The organism is Saccharopolyspora mangrovi, from assembly GCF_035320975.1.
Classification (GTDB): Bacteria; Actinomycetota; Actinomycetes; order Mycobacteriales; family Pseudonocardiaceae; genus Saccharopolyspora; species Saccharopolyspora mangrovi.
This window is the reverse complement of the sequence record NZ_JAWLNX010000036.1, coordinates 40,397-55,679: the sequence shown is the minus strand read 5'-3', so window position 1 is coordinate 55,679 and position 15,283 is coordinate 40,397. Positions and strand designations below refer to the sequence as shown.

13 protein-coding genes are annotated in these 15,283 nt (G+C 71.4%); 7 read left to right on the top strand and 6 right to left on the bottom strand.

Annotated features, from left to right (window positions below):
- The first annotated feature begins 1 nt into the window (after nucleotide 1).
- Genes R4I43_RS32090 through R4I43_RS32075 form a run of 4 tightly spaced genes read left to right on the top strand, consistent with a single transcriptional unit; the run spans nucleotide 2 to nucleotide 3,600 of the window.
- On the top strand, nucleotides 2–649 hold the full coding sequence (locus tag R4I43_RS32090; RefSeq protein WP_324269472.1) for an ABC transporter permease: 648 nt from the start codon (nucleotides 2–4) through the stop codon (nucleotides 647–649).
- A complete protein-coding gene (locus R4I43_RS32085) occupies nucleotides 642–1,841 on the top strand; it encodes an ABC transporter ATP-binding protein (protein ID WP_324269471.1) in 1,200 nt (399 codons plus the stop codon). Before R4I43_RS32090 ends, R4I43_RS32085 begins: the two co-directional genes overlap by 8 nt.
- Nucleotides 1,838–2,605, top strand: coding sequence for an ABC transporter permease (locus R4I43_RS32080; RefSeq protein ID WP_324269470.1), 768 nt, complete (start codon nucleotides 1,838–1,840; stop codon nucleotides 2,603–2,605). Before R4I43_RS32085 ends, R4I43_RS32080 begins: the two co-directional genes overlap by 4 nt.
- Complete coding sequence (locus R4I43_RS32075) at nucleotides 2,602–3,600, top strand: glycine betaine ABC transporter substrate-binding protein (protein WP_324269469.1); 999 nt, start codon at nucleotides 2,602–2,604, stop codon at nucleotides 3,598–3,600. Before R4I43_RS32080 ends, R4I43_RS32075 begins: the two co-directional genes overlap by 4 nt.
- 118 nt (nucleotides 3,601–3,718) lie before the next feature.
- Here the strand turns inward: R4I43_RS32075 and R4I43_RS32070 are convergent, their stop codons facing one another.
- A complete protein-coding gene (locus R4I43_RS32070) occupies nucleotides 3,719–4,423 on the bottom strand; it encodes a DUF6474 family protein (RefSeq protein ID WP_324269468.1) in 705 nt (234 codons plus the stop codon).
- Between the two features lie 175 nt (nucleotides 4,424–4,598).
- On the opposite strand from R4I43_RS32070, the gene R4I43_RS32065 reads away from it, so the two are divergent.
- Nucleotides 4,599–6,233 carry a TM0106 family RecB-like putative nuclease gene (locus R4I43_RS32065; RefSeq protein WP_324269467.1) on the top strand — a complete coding sequence of 545 codons (1,635 nt, stop codon included), beginning with the start codon at nucleotides 4,599–4,601 and terminating at the stop codon, nucleotides 6,231–6,233.
- A 56-nt stretch (nucleotides 6,234–6,289) separates the two neighbouring features.
- Here R4I43_RS32065 and R4I43_RS32060 read toward each other — a convergent pair whose 3' ends face one another.
- Both R4I43_RS32060 and R4I43_RS32055 read right to left on the bottom strand, forming a co-directional pair.
- Nucleotides 6,290–7,048, bottom strand: coding sequence for an SDR family NAD(P)-dependent oxidoreductase (locus R4I43_RS32060; RefSeq protein WP_324269466.1), 759 nt, complete (start codon nucleotides 7,046–7,048; stop codon nucleotides 6,290–6,292).
- Between the two features lie 32 nt (nucleotides 7,049–7,080).
- Complete coding sequence (locus tag R4I43_RS32055) at nucleotides 7,081–8,037, bottom strand: aldo/keto reductase (RefSeq protein ID WP_324269465.1); 957 nt, start codon at nucleotides 8,035–8,037, stop codon at nucleotides 7,081–7,083.
- A 160-nt stretch (nucleotides 8,038–8,197) separates the two neighbouring features.
- Here R4I43_RS32055 and R4I43_RS32050 point away from each other — a divergent pair, with 160 nt between their 5' ends.
- Together R4I43_RS32050 and R4I43_RS32045 are read left to right on the top strand one after the other, a co-directional pair.
- Nucleotides 8,198–9,505 carry a UDP-glucose dehydrogenase family protein gene (locus R4I43_RS32050; RefSeq protein ID WP_324269487.1) on the top strand — a complete coding sequence of 436 codons (1,308 nt, stop codon included), beginning with the start codon at nucleotides 8,198–8,200 and terminating at the stop codon, nucleotides 9,503–9,505.
- Between the two features lie 169 nt (nucleotides 9,506–9,674).
- Nucleotides 9,675–11,477: a gamma-glutamyltransferase family protein gene (locus R4I43_RS32045; RefSeq protein WP_324269464.1), complete on the top strand. Its 1,803-nt coding sequence runs from the start codon at nucleotides 9,675–9,677 to the stop codon at nucleotides 11,475–11,477.
- Nucleotides 11,478–11,479: 2 nt separating this feature from the next.
- Here the strand turns inward: R4I43_RS32045 and R4I43_RS32040 are convergent, their stop codons facing one another.
- The 3 genes from R4I43_RS32040 to R4I43_RS32030 form a co-directional block, all read right to left on the bottom strand.
- Nucleotides 11,480–12,616, bottom strand: coding sequence for a glycerate kinase (locus R4I43_RS32040; protein ID WP_324269463.1), 1,137 nt, complete (start codon nucleotides 12,614–12,616; stop codon nucleotides 11,480–11,482).
- Nucleotides 12,617–12,634: 18 nt separating this feature from the next.
- On the bottom strand, nucleotides 12,635–14,056 hold the full coding sequence (locus R4I43_RS32035) for an SLC13 family permease (RefSeq protein WP_324269462.1): 1,422 nt from the start codon (nucleotides 14,054–14,056) through the stop codon (nucleotides 12,635–12,637).
- A 183-nt stretch (nucleotides 14,057–14,239) separates the two neighbouring features.
- Nucleotides 14,240–15,142 carry a DMT family transporter gene (locus tag R4I43_RS32030; RefSeq protein WP_324269461.1) on the bottom strand — a complete coding sequence of 301 codons (903 nt, stop codon included), beginning with the start codon at nucleotides 15,140–15,142 and terminating at the stop codon, nucleotides 14,240–14,242.
- Between the last annotated feature and the right edge of the window lie 141 nt (nucleotides 15,143–15,283).

Below are 15,283 nucleotides of genomic sequence, written 5' to 3'. Positions count from 1 at the left end.
ATTGAATCTCCTGGATTTCATCACATCCAGGTGGCAGTCGTTGCTGGTGAACGCATACCAGCACGTCAGCATGGTTGTTCAGTGCATCCTGCTGGCGACGATCATCGGCGTCCTGGTCGGGGTTGCGGTCTACCGCAGCCCCGCCGGGGCGGCGATCGCCACCGCTCTCTCCAGCGCGATCCTGACGATCCCGTCCTTCGCGCTGTTCGGTCTGCTGATCCCGGTGTTCGGCCTGGGCGTGGCCCCGTCGGTGGTGACGCTGGTGCTGTACGCGCTGCTGCCGATCGTGCGGAACACGATCGTCGGCCTCTCGAACGTCGACCAGCCGATTCTGGACGCGGCGCGAGGAATCGGGATGAACCGGTTCAGCGTTCTCACCCGCGTCGAACTCCGCCTCTCCTGGCCGGCGATCCTCGCCGGCATGCGGGTGAGCGCACAGATGCTGATGGGCATCGCCGCCATCGCCGCGTACGCCAAGGGCCCCGGCCTCGGGAACCTGCTGTTCCAGGGCCTCGGACAGCTGGGCGGCGCGAACGCTCTGAACATGGCCATCTCCGGCACCGTCGGCGTGGTCATCCTGGCACTCGTGCTCGACGCCTTGTTCGTGCTGTTCGGGCGGTTGACGACTTCGAGAGGTATCCGTGGCTGACGACGAGAAGAAGACCGCCGGGCACGGCGTGGAAATCAAGCTCGAAGAGGTCTCCAAGCGCTACCCGGGGCAGAAGCAGGCCGCCGTCGAATCGGTGACCATGACGATCCCCGCTGGGGAGACGGTGGTCCTGGTCGGGCCGTCGGGTTCCGGCAAGACGACGACCATGCGCATGATCAACCGCCTGATCGAGCCGACCTCCGGCAAGATCACCATCGGTGGTCAGGACGTGCTCGGGCTGGACGCGGACAAGCTGCGCCGCGAGATCGGCTACTCGATCCAGCAGGCCGGGCTGTTCCCGCACATGACCGTCGGCGACAACGTCGGCATGGTCCCCGGCCTGGTCGGCTGGGACAAGAAGCGCATCTCCGAGCGCGTCGACGAGATGCTCGACCTGGTCAACCTCGACCCGGCCGAGTACCGGAGCCGCTACCCGCGGCAGCTCTCCGGTGGTCAGCAGCAGCGCGTCGGCGTCGCCCGCGCGCTCGCGGCCAACCCGCCGGTGCTGCTGATGGACGAGCCGTTCGGCGCGGTGGACCCGATCACCCGCGGTGTGCTGCAGGACGAACTCATGCGCCTGCAGGCAGACCTGGGGAAAACGATCGTGTTCGTCACGCACGACTTCGACGAGGCGGTCAAGCTCGGCGACCGGATCGCGGTGCTGGGCGAGCGCTCGAAGATCCTGCAGTACGACACCCCGGAAGCGATCCTGACCAACCCGGCCGACGACACCGTCGCCGGATTCGTCGGGGCGGGCGCGGCCCTCAAGCAGCTCACGCTGCGCCGCGTGCGCGAGATCGAGGTCGGTGAAGTCCCGACCGCGACGGTCGACGAGGCACCGTCGGTGCTGCGCGAACGTCTGGGCACCCGCCGTGGCGCGATCGGCTTGGTGCTCGACAAGCGCAACCGCCCGCTGCGCTGGGCGACCGCTCGCGAAGCGGGCTCGGTCTCGGACCTGGCGCGGGCCGGCCGCCCGGTGGAGGACTCGGTGTCGCGGGCCTCGACCCTGCAGGACGCCCTCGAGGCGATCCTGACCGACGACGACGGGGTGGCCGTGGTCGTGGGCTCGCGCGGTGAGTACGTCGGCGTGGTCGACATCGACACCGTGATGAACACGATCAAGGCGCTGCGCGAGGAGAACGCCTCGGACGACACCGAGGAAACGTCCGGGAGCGGGGCTGACGCCTCATGAGCAGCACTTACGCTTCCGACTCCGGGTCCAGGCGGGCCGAGCGGCTGCGGCTGCTGGCGCAGCCGGTGAGCGTGGTGGTGCTGGTCGCGGCGGTGCTGGGATGGGCGTTCACCCGGGACAACGACGAGGTGACGCTGCGAAGCCTCAACTCGACGACGATCCTGAGCCTGACCTGGACGCACTTCCTGATCAGCATCGCGGTGGCGCTGATCGTGGTCCTGGTCGCCGTGCCGCTGGGCGTGCTGCTCAGCCGCAGCTGGGCGCGCCGCATCGCCCCCGTGGTGATCGGCATCGCCAACATCGGGCAGGCGGCGCCGTCGATGGGTCTGCTGGTGCTGTTCTTCCTGTTCACCGGTGGCACCACCGGGTTCTGGATCGCGACCCTGCCGATCGCCTTCTACGCGCTGCTGCCGGTCCTGCGCAACACCATCGTGGGGCTGCAGTCGGTGGACGCCTCGCTGGTCGACGCGGGTCGCGGCATCGGCATGTCCGGTTCGGCCGTGCTGCTGCGCATCGAGATGCCGCTGGCGGTGCCGTTCATCCTCGCCGGTCTGCGGACCGCGCTGGTGCTGGCGGTGGGAACCGCGACGCTGGCGCTGTTCGTCGGCGCGGGTGGACTCGGTGAGCTGATCGACACCGGCTACAAGCTCAACGACTACACGGTCATGATCGTCGGCTCGGTGCTGGCGATGGCGCTGGCGCTGCTGGTCGACTGGCTCGGCGCGCTGGCCGAGACCTACCTGTCGCCGAGGGGGTTGCGATGAAACTCCGCATGCGCAGTCGTGCGCTCAAAGCGGCCTCGCTGGCGATGGCCGGGTTGATGCTGTCGGGTTGCGGGCTCAGCTCCGGTTCGTCGGTCCCGCTGGCGGTGGAGCCGGGCATCATCCAGCCCGTTCCGGAGCTGGAGGGCCAGACGATCACGGTGGGGTCGAAGAACTTCACCGAGCAGCTCATCCTGGGCTACCTCGGCGAGTTCGCGCTGGCCGCGGCCGGTGCCGACGTGCGGGACCTGAGCTCCATCCAGGGCTCCTCGACCGCGCGCAAGGCGCTGACCAGCGACCAGATCGACATCCTCTGGGACTACACCGGCACGTCCTGGGTCAGCTACAACGGCAACAACGACCCGATCCCGGACGCCCGCGCCCAGTTCGAGGCCGTGCGCGAGCAGGACCTCGAGCGCAACGGGGTGGCCTGGACCGCGATCGACTACCAGGTGGACAACACCTACGCGTTCGCGGTCAACCAGGACGCGGCCCAGCGCTTGGGCGTTCAGTCGAACTCCGACATCGCCCGGGTCGTGGCCGAGCACCCGGAGGACGCGACGTTCTGCGTGGACACCGAGTTCGCCAACCGCAACGACGGCCTGCCCGGCGTGGAGCAGACCTACGGGTTCAAGACCGACCCGAGCAAGGTCAAGATCCTCACCGAGGGCGCGATCTACCAGGCCACCGCCCAGGGGACCTGCACGTTCGGCGAGGTGTTCACCACCGACGGCCGGATCCGGTCGCTGAACCTGAAGGTGCTGGCCGACGACAAGCAGTTCTTCCCCCGGTACAACGTCGGAGTCACCCTCCGGGACGAGATGCTGAAGCGCTACCCGCAGTTGACGCAGGTGTTCCAGCCGGTCTCCGAGCGGTTGACCAACGAGGAGCTGATGAAGCTCAACGCGCAGGTCGACGTCGAGGGCCGGGACCCGGCCGACGTCGCGCGTGACTGGATGGCCGAGAAGGGCCTGGTCAAGATCCCCGGTCAGAGCTGATCCGCGGACCTCGAAGCGGGGCGTCTCCGGTGTCCGGAGGCGCCCCGCTTCGTCGTGGCAGTCGCGTCAGGTGCGGGACTCGGCTGGCCCCGCTACCCGCACCGCCGAGCGGAGGGACCTACGCCGTCGGGACGCCGAAGCGGGTGAGCAGTTCGCTCTCCAGGCGGCCGAGCTCCTGGTCCACCGCTCGGTGAGCCGACCTGCGGCGTTGCGCGGGCATCCGCTCGGCGGCGCGGACCGCGCTGGTCAGCTGGGCGAGGCGGGCCTCGGCCTGCTCGGCGTAGGTCTCGGCGGTGCCGCGCTGCTCATCGGTGGCCTGCTTGCGCAGGTCGCGCAGGGCGTCCGAGTCGCCCGCGATGCGCGCGTGCAGCGCCGCGCCGTGGCCGGTGAAGCTGCCCAGGTCCGCGACCGGCACGCCGAGCTTGCGGGCGCGGGAGCGGTCGTAGCTCGCGCGCACCGAACTCGCGGCGCGCAGCGCGAACGGTGCGAGCACCGGGCCGACGATCTTGGCGATCCCGATGATCTTCTTGGCGTTGCCCGGGGTGACCGCCCCGTACTCGCCCTTCTTGATCGCCTTCGCCGTCTGCTTGTCGGCCTTGCGCAGGGCCTTCGCAGCCTTCTTGCCGACCGGCGCTGGCGTCACCACCGGCGCGGGTGCCGCTTCCGCCTGCGCCGCCGGCTTCTTGCTCGGCTTCTCGCGGGCCGCTTTGTCGACTTGGCGACGTGCCTTCTTGTCGGCCTTCGCCTTCCTGGCGGCGCACTTGGGGCACCCCCGACGGTTGCTCTGTGCGATCTTCCCGCGTCGCCTGGCGAGTCTCCTCACCGCGCACACCTCCCCGGATCCGCGAATCCCCAGCTCCGCGATCACCATAAGTCCGGATGGAGCAGCGCACGAAAGCACAACGCGATCGGGTGTGCACCGGGCGTGGTCATCGCTGGCACGCGATGTCACCGGGGTGATGGGCGCGGCTGTCAGGGCGACCGCATACCCTTTACGCGTGAAGGAAAAGGTGCTGCTCGACGCAGGCGTGGTGACGCGTTGCCGTCGGCGCGTGCACCTGGAGAACGATCCGGCGATGCGCGACGTGCCCACCGCGCCGCTGGACCTGGGCGTCGAGCAGCGCATCGCCGACGCCACCGAGCACCGCCGGTCCGTCGCCGCCCAGCTGGGCGAGCTGCTGGGCTCCCGCTGGACCGAGATCCCGCGCGGCATCCCGCAGGCCGAGCGCGCGCAGCTCACCCTCGACGCGATGCGCGAGGGCGTCCCGCACATCTCCAGCGCGCAGCTGCCCGACGACGCCGACGGCGGTCGTCGCGGCGCCATCGACCTGCTGGTGCGCAGCGGCAACGGCTACGTCCCGGTCCTCGTCGTGCGGCACAAGATCACCGATCCGGGCAGCGGCGCGAAGATCTCGCCGATCGACACCCCGGTCCCCGAGGCCGCCCGGGTCGACCAGACCCGCAAGGTCCGCCCGCAACCCCGCGACCAGCTGCGCCTGGTGCACGCGGTGCGGCTGCTAGAAGCGAGCGGTTTCGACGCCGGTGACCGGACCGCGGGCGCGATCGGCGTGGACGCCGACGTCGTCGTCTGGCACGACCTGCGCAGCCCCAACTGGCCCGGCGGGCGCACCGCGCTGGCCGAGTACGACGCCCGCTTCGGCGACCGGCTCGACGTCGCCCGCGCCGCCGCCGGTGGCGGCGAACCGCTCGCGCAACCGTCCCGGATCACCGAGTGCCGGGGCTGCCCGTGGTGGCCGACCTGCGAGGTCCAGCTGCGCGAGAACCGCGACGTGAGCCTGGTGGTGCGCGGCGAGGACGCGACCTCGCTGCGCGAGCGGGGCATCGGCACCGTCGACGAGCTGGCCGCGATGCCGCTGGAGAAGGCCGAGGACCTGCAGCTCACCGGCGTGCGCAACACCGACGCGATCCTGCTGGCCAAGGCGTGGCTGCGGGAGATGCCGCTGGTGCGCCGGGTCCGCGAGCTCGACGTGCCGCGCGGCGACGTCGAGGTCGACGTGGACATGGAGAGCTACGCCGACTCCGGCGCCTACATGTGGGGTTGCTGGCTGTCGGGCACCGACATCGGCGAGCAGCAGGGCTACCGGGCGTTCGTCACCTGGGAGCCGCTGCCCGACGACGACGAGGCGCGGTCCTTCGCCGAGTTCTGGGGCTGGTTCACCGGTGTCCGCCGCAAGGCCTTCGAGCGCGGCCTGAGCTTCCGCGCCTACTGCTACAACGAGCTGGCGGAGAACCGCTGGCTGCTGGCCTCCGCCGAGCGCTTCGCCGGCAAGCCCGGTGTTCCGCCGGTCTCCGAGGTCAAGGAGTTCATCAACTCCGCCGAGTGGGTCGACCTGTTCGCGGTGGTCCGCGACCAGTTCCTGTGCCCGAACGGCAAGGGCCTCAAGGTGATCGCCCCCAGCGCCGGTTTCGGCTGGCGCGACCCGGAGGCCAGCGGCGAGAACTCGATGCGCTGGTACCGCGACGCGGTCGCGCTCGACGGCGGCGAGCGCGACCTCACGCAGCGCGAACGCCTCCTGACCTACAACGAGGACGACGTCCGCGCCACCTACACCATCCGCACCTGGATGACCTCCGCCGCAGCGGACGACATCCCCTACGCCGAAGACCTCTGACCTCCACCGCGGTGGGCCGGTGGGGTCGCGGCTGAAACCCCCACCCCTCGAGAGCGTCAGCGGGGTGCCATGCGGAGGGCTCCGTCCATGCGGATGACCTCCCCGTTCAAGTAGTCGTGCTCGACGATGTCGAGGGCGAGCTGGGCGTAGTCCTCCGGGGTGCCGAGCCGCTTCGGGAACGGGACGCCGTCGGCGAGGCCCTGGCGGAACTCCTCGCTCACGGTCGCCAGCATCGGGGTGTCCACGATGCCGGGGGCGATGGTCATCACCCGGATGCCCGACGAGGACAGGTCGCGCGCGGCCGGCAGCGTCAGGCTCGCGACACCGCCCTTGGACGCGGCGTAGGCGGCCTGCCCGATCTGCCCGTCGTAGGCCGCCACCGACGCGGTGTTGACCACCACGCCGCGCTGACCGTGCTGGTCCGCGGCGGTCTCGCCGATCGCGGCAGCGGCCAGCCGCATCACGTTGAAGGTGCCGAGCAGGTTGATCTCCAGGACCTTGCGGAACAGGTCGAGGTCGTGCACGCCCTTGCGGCCGGCGATCCGGGCGGACGGGCCGATTCCCGCGCAGTTCACCACGATCCGCAGCGGGTTCCCGGAACCGGCGGCCTGGTCGACGGCGGTCTGCACCTGGTCGGCGTCGGTGACGTCGGCCGCGGTGTAGGTGATGCCGTCGACGATCGGTGCCTTCTCGATCGCCCCCGGCAGGTCCACCGCGAACACCTTCGCGCCTCGCCCGGCCAGCGCGCGGGCTGTCGCGGCCCCGAGCCCGGAAGCTCCGCCGGTGACGATCGCAGCGGTGTCGGTGATCTGCATGGGTTCCAGTCTTCCTGATGTGTCCGGAAAGGTCACGCCGCCGGGCAGATGCTGTTCAGCGTCGTGAGGTCGTCCGCTCCTGGGATCCAGTTCGCGGCTTGCGCGTTGGCCAGGACCTGCTCCGGGGTGGTGGCCCCGGCGATGACCGAGGCGACCGGGGCCTGCGCGGCGAGCCAGCCGAGCGCGACGGTGCTCATCGTGATGCCGCGCTGCTCGGCGAAGATCCGCAGCTTCTCGATCCGGTCCCACGGCGCGTCGGCCAGCAGCTGCGCGCGACCGGCCAGCCTGCTGTCGACCGGGGGGATCTGGTCGCGCCGGTACTTGCCGGTCAGCAGCCCGTTGGCCAGCGGGAAGTACGGCAGCAGCCCGAGCCCGAACCGCTGGACGGCGGGTACCACCTCGCGCTCCACCTCGCGGGAGAGCAGCGAGTAGTGGTGCTGGCTGGACACCGGCGCGGTCAGCCCCGCCGAGTTCGCCGTCCAGGTCGCGTCGGCGACCTGCCAGCCGGCCAGGTTGCAGTGCCCGACGTAGCGGATCTTGCCCTCGCGGACCAGGTCGTCGAGCACCGAGAGGGTTTCCTCCAGCGGCGTCAGCGGATCCGGCCGGTGCAGCTGGTAGAGGTCGATCCAGTCGGTGCCCAGCCGCCGCAGCGACGACTCCACCGCGCGGCGCACGTAGCGGCGGGAACCCCGGGCGCCGAAGTCGGGGCCGTTGGTGCCCTGCATGTCCATGCCGAACTTGGTGGCGATGACAGCCAGGTCGCGCCGCCCGGACAGCGACTGCCCGAGCAGTTCCTCGCTGCGCCCGCGAGGTGAACCGTAGGCGTCGGCCACGTCGAAGAAGGTGATGCCGGAGTCCAGCGCGGCGTCGATGACGGCACGCGCTCCGGTCAGGGTCTCGGTCGCGGTACCGGGTCGTCCGAGGTTGTTGCAGCCGAGACCGACCGCGCTCACCGCGAGACCCGATTCCCCCAGTCGTCGCTGATCCACGCGCGCAGCCTAAACGGCAGGTTCCCAACTCGTCACCTGCGACGTCCAGCGAATGAACTCTGGGCGAAGCGGGTTTTCCCAGCTCGAAGATGTGCCACGATCGATTTTCGAGGGGGCAAAGGCGACCGGCCGGTCGTTCGAGGTGAAGGGGTTGGGGCCTGTGTTCGCCCGTCGAATCGTCGTTGTCGGCACCGGGTACGTCGGACTGACCACCGGTGCGTGTCTGGCTTCGCTGGGTCACCGCGTGGTGTGCAGCGACGTCAACGAGCAGAAGGTCGCCGAGCTCTCCCGAGGCGAGGTCCGGATCCACGAGCCCCGCCTGGCCGAGCTGGTGCAGGAGGGCATCGCCGCCGGCCGACTGGAGTTCGTGGTCGGTTCCGCGGGTGCGGTCGCCGAGGCCGAGGTCGTGTTCCTGTGCGTGCCGACCCCGATGGGGTCCGGCGGTGCCGCTGACTTGGCGGTCGTCGAGGCGGTCGCGCGGGAGGTCCGCGAGGTGCTGCCCGCCGGCTGCGTGATGGTCACCAAGTCGACCGTCCCGGTCGGGACCTCGCAGCGGCTCGCCGAGCACCTGGACCGCGAGGACGTCGCGGTGGTCAGCAACCCCGAGTTCCTGCGCGAGGGTTCGGCGGTGCACGACTTCCTCAACCCGGACCGCATCGTCGTCGGCTCCGACACGCAGGACGCCGCCGAGCGCGTCGCCGCCCTCTACGCCCGGCTGGGCGCGCCGACGGTGCTCACCGACGCCGCGAGCGCGGAGATGGTGAAGTACGCGGCGAACTGCTTCCTGGCCACCAAGCTGTCCTACGTCAACGCGATCGCGGAGCTGTGCGAGCAGCTGGGCGCCGACATCACCGACGTCACCGAGGGCATGGGCTACGACCGGCGGATCGGCCAGTCGTTCCTGCAGCCCGGGCCGGGCTGGGGCGGTTCCTGCCTGCCCAAGGACACCGCCGCGCTGCTGCAGGTCGCCGAGGCGGTGTCCTTCGACTTCCCGCTGCTGCAGGCCACGATCTCGTCCAACGCGCACCAGCGGCAGCGGATGGTCGGCAAGGTCCGCGAGGCCTGCGGCGGTGAGCTGGGAGGCGAGCGGATCGGCCTGCTGGGCCTGACGTTCAAGGCGGGCACCGACGACCTGCGCGACTCGCCCGCGCTGGAGGTCGCCCAGCTGCTCGCCGAGCAGGGCGCCGAGCTGATCGCCTACGACCCCGGGCTGCGCGGTGACGAACCGGAGCTGCCCGCTGGTCTCACGCTGGTCGACGACCCGTACCAGGCCGCGAAGGGCGCGGCGGCCCTGGTCCTGCTCACCGAGTGGCAGGAGTTCCGCTCCCTCGACTGGAACCTCGTCGCCGAAGCCCTCAACGGTCTCGTCGTCGTCGACACCCGCAACCACCTCGACCCCGACGTCCTCCGCCGTGCCGGCCTCTCCTGGCGAGGAGTCGGCCGAACCCCGGTCACGGCCCTCAGCTGACCCCCGACTTCCCCGGTGTGCCCCGATTACCGCCGTATTCCGTGACCTGATTACCGCCGTAATCGGGGAACGGATTACGGCGGTAATCGGGGTGACCACGTCGAAAACCGGTGGGATCGTGGGGTGATCGACCCTCGTCACCGGGGTGTTGGAGACCTAAAGTGGGCGCGTGTTCACGACTCGGCCGGAACTCGCCGGTACTCACGGGATGGTCGCTTCGACGCACTGGCTCGCCTCGGCCGCGGGGATGGCGGTGCTGGAGGACGACGGGAACGCCTTCGACGCCGCGGTCGCCGCGGGTTTCGTGCTGCAGGTCGTCGAGCCGCACCTGAACGGGCCCGGTGGTGAGGTTCCGGCGCTGTTCGCCACGGCCGCCGACCCGCGCCCGCGGGCGCTGTGCGGGCAGGGCCCGGCGCCGGCCGGGGCGACGATCGAGCACTACCGCGACGAGCTCGGCCTCGACCTGATCCCCGGCACCGGTTTCCTGGCGACCACGGTGCCCGGCGCGTGGGACGGCTGGCTGACGCTGCTGCGCGATCACGGCACGAAGACGCTGCGCGAGGTGCTGAGCTGCGCGATCGGCTACGCGCGCGGCGGATACCCGATCGTGCCGCGCATCAGCGACACCATCGGCATGGTCGCCGGGATGTTCCGGGCGCACTGGCCCACCTCGGCGCAGTGCTGGCTCAGCCCCGGAGGCTCGGTGCCGGAACCGGGTTCGGTGCTGCGCAACCCCGTCCTCGCCGACACCTGGGAGCGGCTGCTCGCCGAGGCCGAGTCGGTCACCGGCCGGGAAGCGCAGATCGACGCCGCTCGCCGGGCCTGGTCGCAGGGCTTCGTGGCCGAGGCGGTGGAGGAGTTCGTGCAGGTCCCGCACCGGGACAACTCCGGCCGCGACCACGCGGGCGTGCTCACCGCGCAGGACATGGCGGAGTTCGAGACCACCTACGAGGAGCCGCTGACGGTCGACTTGGCGGACGGCTGGACGCTGGCGAAGTTCGGCATCTGGTCGCAGGGGCCGGCGCTGGCGCAGCAGCTGAAGCTGCTCGAAGACCTCCCGGTGTCCTACGTGGACGGAGTTGCGCAGGTCGAGACGGTGCACGCGGCGGTGGAGGCCGCCAAGCTCGCCTTCGCCGACCGCGAGGCCTTCTACGGCGACTCCGCCGATCCTGGGGTGCTGGCCGAGCTGGTCTCCGACGAGTACTCCGCGCAGCGCCGGGGCCTGATCGGCTCGACCGCTTCGCTGGACCTGCGGCCGGGCTCGCCCGGCGGGCGCACGCCGCGCTTGCCGGCGTTCGTCGCCGAAGGCCGGGGCGTGGGCGGGCTGTCCGACCCGAGCGGGGTCGGCATCGGCGAGCCCACGGTGCTGCCCAACGGCGAGAGCCGCGGCGACACGGTGCACGTCGACGTCGTCGACCGCTGGGGCAACATGATCTCGGCGACCCCGTCCGGCGGGTGGTTGCAGTCCTCGCCGACGATCCCGGAGCTCGGCTTCTGCCTGGGCAGCCGCGCCCAGATGTTCTGGCTGGAAGAGGACCTGCCGAACTCGCTGACCCCGGGCAAGCGCCCGCGCATCACGTTGAGCCCGTCGCTGGCGCTGCGCGGTGGCGTTCCGGCGCTGGCCTTCGGGACGCCCGGCGGGGACCAGCAGGACCAGTGGCAGCTGTGCTTCTGGCTGGCCCACGTGCGCGGCGGCCTCGACCTGCAGGCGGCCATCGACGCGCCCGCCTGGCACAGCACCGCGTTCCCGCGCTCGTTCTACCCCCGCGAGTGGGAACCCGGTGCGGTGGCGGTGGAATCGCGGATCGGCGCCGACACCATCGCGGCGCTGGAAGCCCGGGGCCACGAGGTCGAGGACAACGGCCCCTGGTCGCTGGGCCGCCTCTCGGCGGTCTCCCGCGACCCGGAGTCCGGTCTGCTCAAGGCTGCCGCCAACCCGCGCGGGGCCCAGGGCTACGCCGCCGGGCGCTGATCTCACGCGGCCGGGAGCGTGGTGCCCAGCAGCAGCATCCGGAGGGTCCGCGCGGTCGCGTCGGTGATCAGCGCGGGTGCCCGGGTGATGGCGTCGGGCAAGGCCACCGGTCCGGTGAGGATCCCGGTGATGGCGTCGATCCCGTGCTCGTAGCTGGTGTCGGCGCCGGGGCCGATGGTCCCGCACAGCGCGATCACGGGTTTGCCGTGCCGCTTGGCGCGCCGGGCGACCTCGGTCGGGATCTTGCCGAGCGCGGTGGACGCGTCGATGGCTCCTTCGGCGGTGATCACCAGGTCGGCGGTCCGCAGCCGCTGCTCCAGATCCGTGCTGGTCAGGAACACGTCGAAGCGGGATTCCAGTCGCGCGCCGAGGATTCCGGCGAGCCCGGCGGCCAGGCCTCCGGACGCCCCGGCGCCCGGCAGCTCGGCGAGTTCGGGGTCCAGCAGCCGGGCCCAGTTCGACATCGCCGAGGACAGCACCTCCACGGACTCGGCCGAAGCTCCCTTCTGCGGGCCGTAGCGGCGGGCGACCCCGTCGGGGCCGCAGAGCACGTTGCGCGGGTTGACCGCCACCGTCATGTCCACTTCGGACAATCGCTGGTCGAGCCCGGCGACGTCGACGCGCTGGGCCCGCAGCAGTGCGGCCCCGCCCGGCCCGACCTCCTGCCCCGCGTCGTCGGAGATCCGCGCGCCCAGGGCCTGCAGCGCCCCGGCGCCGCCGTCGCAGACGCCCGAATCGCCGCAGCCCACCACGATCCGCCGGGCACCCGCGGCCAGCGCGGCGCGGATCAGCTCCCCGACACCCCTGCTCGTGGTGCGGCCCGGATCGCGTCCGCTGGGCGGGACCAGCGATAACCCCGCCGCAGCGGCCATCTCCACGAACGCGGTGCCGTCGTCGAGCAGCGCGAAGTGGGCGGCGACCGGATCACCGACCGGACCGGTCACCGCGACCGGCACGAGCGTGCCGCCGGTGGCGCGGGCCAGCAGCTTCGCCGACCCCTCACCCCCGTCGATCAGCGGCACGGCGTCGACCACGCTGCCGGGGATGACGCGCCGGATTCCCGCCTGGATGGCGTCGGCGACCTGCTCGGCGTCCAGGCATTCCTTGAAACCGCTCGGAGCGACGACGATGCGGAACATTCTTCCCTCCACGGTGGATCAGAGCGACAGGCCCAGCAGGGGCCAGATGAGCAGCGAGAACAGCAGGACCAGGGCGGCCGTCACCGGGCCGAGGACCAGCGCGAGCCTGCGCAGCTCGCGCGGGTCGTAGTGCTCGGCGAACACCGCGAGCGGCTTGGCCGAGGACGGCAGCGTGTGGCAGAAACCGGCGGCCGCGGTCGAGGCGAACGCCACCGCCACCGGGTTCGCCCCGACGGCCAGCGCGGCGGGCACCAGCAGCGGGATCAGCACCGCCGACCGCGCCGACCGGGACGCGACCAGCAGGTGCAGCGCGGTGCTCAGCACCACCACCGCGACCAGCAGCGTCACCGGGCTGTCGCCGACCAGCGCGTGCCCGGCGATCCACCCGGCCGCACCGGAGTCGGTGAGCGCGGTGCCCAGCGCGCCGGTCGCGGCCATGAACAGCAGCAGCGACCAGGGGATCTCGCCGACCGCCGCCTTCATCGGCACGGTTCCGAACCGGGGGGAGGCGACCAGCAGCGCGGCGCCGAGCGCGACCAGCGCGGGCGGCAGGCCGTGCCAGGACTCGGTGCTCCACAGCAGCACCACGACGCCCAGCAGCGCTCCCGCCCGGACCTCGGCGGGCCGCATCCGATCCGGGACCTCCAGCCGGGCGCGCAGGTCGGCCACGTCGACGCGCAGCGGCGCGTTGCGGTCCGCGCCGCCCGACCGCAGCACCAGCTCGGCGGCCAGGTGCGAGCTGACCAGCGCGAACGGCAGTCCCCACGCGAGCCACCAGCCGAACGAGATGCCCTCGCCGGTGGTGGCCGCGAGGACCTGGCTGGTGATCAGGTGGGCTCCGGCACCGGTCAGGGTGGCGATGGCGGACAGCAGGATCACCACCGGCACCAGCAGTCCGACGGTGCGGACCAGCCGTTCCGGCAGGGCGGACGCCAGTGCCCGGTGCAGCGGAACGGCCATCGCCGCCCGGCCGCTGGTGCTCGGGATCAGCAGCGCCGTGCCGACCAGGCCGAGCGCCAGCAGGTGGCACAGCGACCTCGGGGTCCGGGCGCGTCCGGCCAGGCCGACGGCCAACCGCGCCGGCAGTCCGGTCCGGTTGATCCCGGCCGCCAGCATGAACGCGGCCACGAGCAGCCAGATCTGGTCCTCGCCGAGCGCGGCGAACAGCCGCTCCGACTCCAGCACGCCGAGCACCGCCAGCACGGCGGCGGCCAGCAGCGCGACGAAGGTGTCGTCGATCCGGTCACGGGTCCACCCGATGATCGCCGCGCCGAACACCACCAGCGTCAGCAGCGCGTCGCGGCTCAGCGACCCGTCCAGCGCCTGGGCCGGGACGGTGAGCACCGCCAGCACTCCGAACACGCCGACGCCGGCGAGGGTGAACGCCACGGCCCATCCCCACCCGGCCACCGGGTCTGCTTCCACGCCTTTGACCTGCACGAGCACGACTCTCCGGCGCGTGCCTGAGTCTCCCGTGAACTCCCGGTGAGAGCGCCTTCATCCACCGTTGTCCACAAGCCTGTGGATAGAGTTATCCACAGGCATCTGACCTGCGTGAACAGAACTGTTCAGGCGTGGTTATGCACAGCTGTGGACAGACTTATCCACAGCTGTGCACACCGGTCAGCGGCGCAGGCTCACCAGCACCAGGGCGATACCGATCAGCCCGATCCCGCACCACGCGCCCGCGCCCAGCCGCTCACCGACGACCAGCACGCCCAGCAGCGCCGCGACCAACGGCTCCAGCAGGCTCAGCGTGGTCGCCACGGTGGTGGACGTGCGGCGCAGCCCGGCGCCGAAGAGCACGTAGGCCAGGCACATCGGCACCACCGCCAGGTACCCGGCCACCAGCAGACCGGACGGCGACGACAGCAGCGGACCACCCGTGACCGCCAGCACCGGCAGCAGCACCAGCGCTCCGGTGCCGAACAGCGCGCCCATCGCGGCCCGGGAACCGGCGCCGCGGCGCATCAACCGCGCCGCCGTCCACGCGTAACCGACGTAACCGGCGCCGCCGAGCAGCCCCAGCAGCGACCCCAGCACCGTCGAGGTCGCGTCCGCACCGGAATCGCCACCGGTGATCAGGAGCAGACCCAGCACCGCCAGCGACGCCGCGCCGGCCCAGCGCAGGTCCAGCCGCACCCCGTCGGCGACCCGCTCCAGCACCGCCGCGAACAGCGGCGCCGAACCCAGCGTCACGACGGTTCCCACGGCCACCCCGGCCAGGTCCATCGACGAGTAGAACGCCAGCGGGTACACCGCCACCGACAACCCGCCCGCGACCAGCGGCCACCCGCCGGACCGCACCAGGGCCAAGGCCGACCGGCCACCGATGACCAACAACAACACGCCGCCGATCCCCATGGTCGCGGCACCGGTGGATACCGGGCTCGCGGCGGCGGGGGCGAAGCTGGCGGCCGTGCCGGTGGTTCCCCACAACGCCGAGGCCAGCAGCACGGGCAACGGTCCGCTCAGGAACGCACGACGACCCGAGGCCGAGACGGCCTCAACAGACTCAACAGACAAGGTGAACTCTTCCGCTCGAACGACGAGGACACGTCGAACGGGAGGCGCCGCACACGTGCGGAGGAGACGATCTCCGTTGAAATCAGGTGCACGACTTCCATTGACATCGTGGTTCTGATTTCCATTGAAATCGTTCGAGGA

Coding starts and splice junctions, on each gene's coding strand:
- R4I43_RS32080 (WP_324269470.1), top strand. CDS start 1,838: ATGAGCAGCACTTACGCTTCCGACTCCGGGTCCAGGCGGGCCGAGCGG.
- R4I43_RS32075 (WP_324269469.1), top strand. CDS start 2,602: ATGAAACTCCGCATGCGCAGTCGTGCGCTCAAAGCGGCCTCGCTGGCG.
- R4I43_RS32060 (WP_324269466.1), bottom strand. CDS start 7,048: ATGCAGATCACCGACACCGCTGCGATCGTCACCGGCGGAGCTTCCGGG.
- R4I43_RS32040 (WP_324269463.1), bottom strand. CDS start 12,616: ATGTTCCGCATCGTCGTCGCTCCGAGCGGTTTCAAGGAATGCCTGGAC.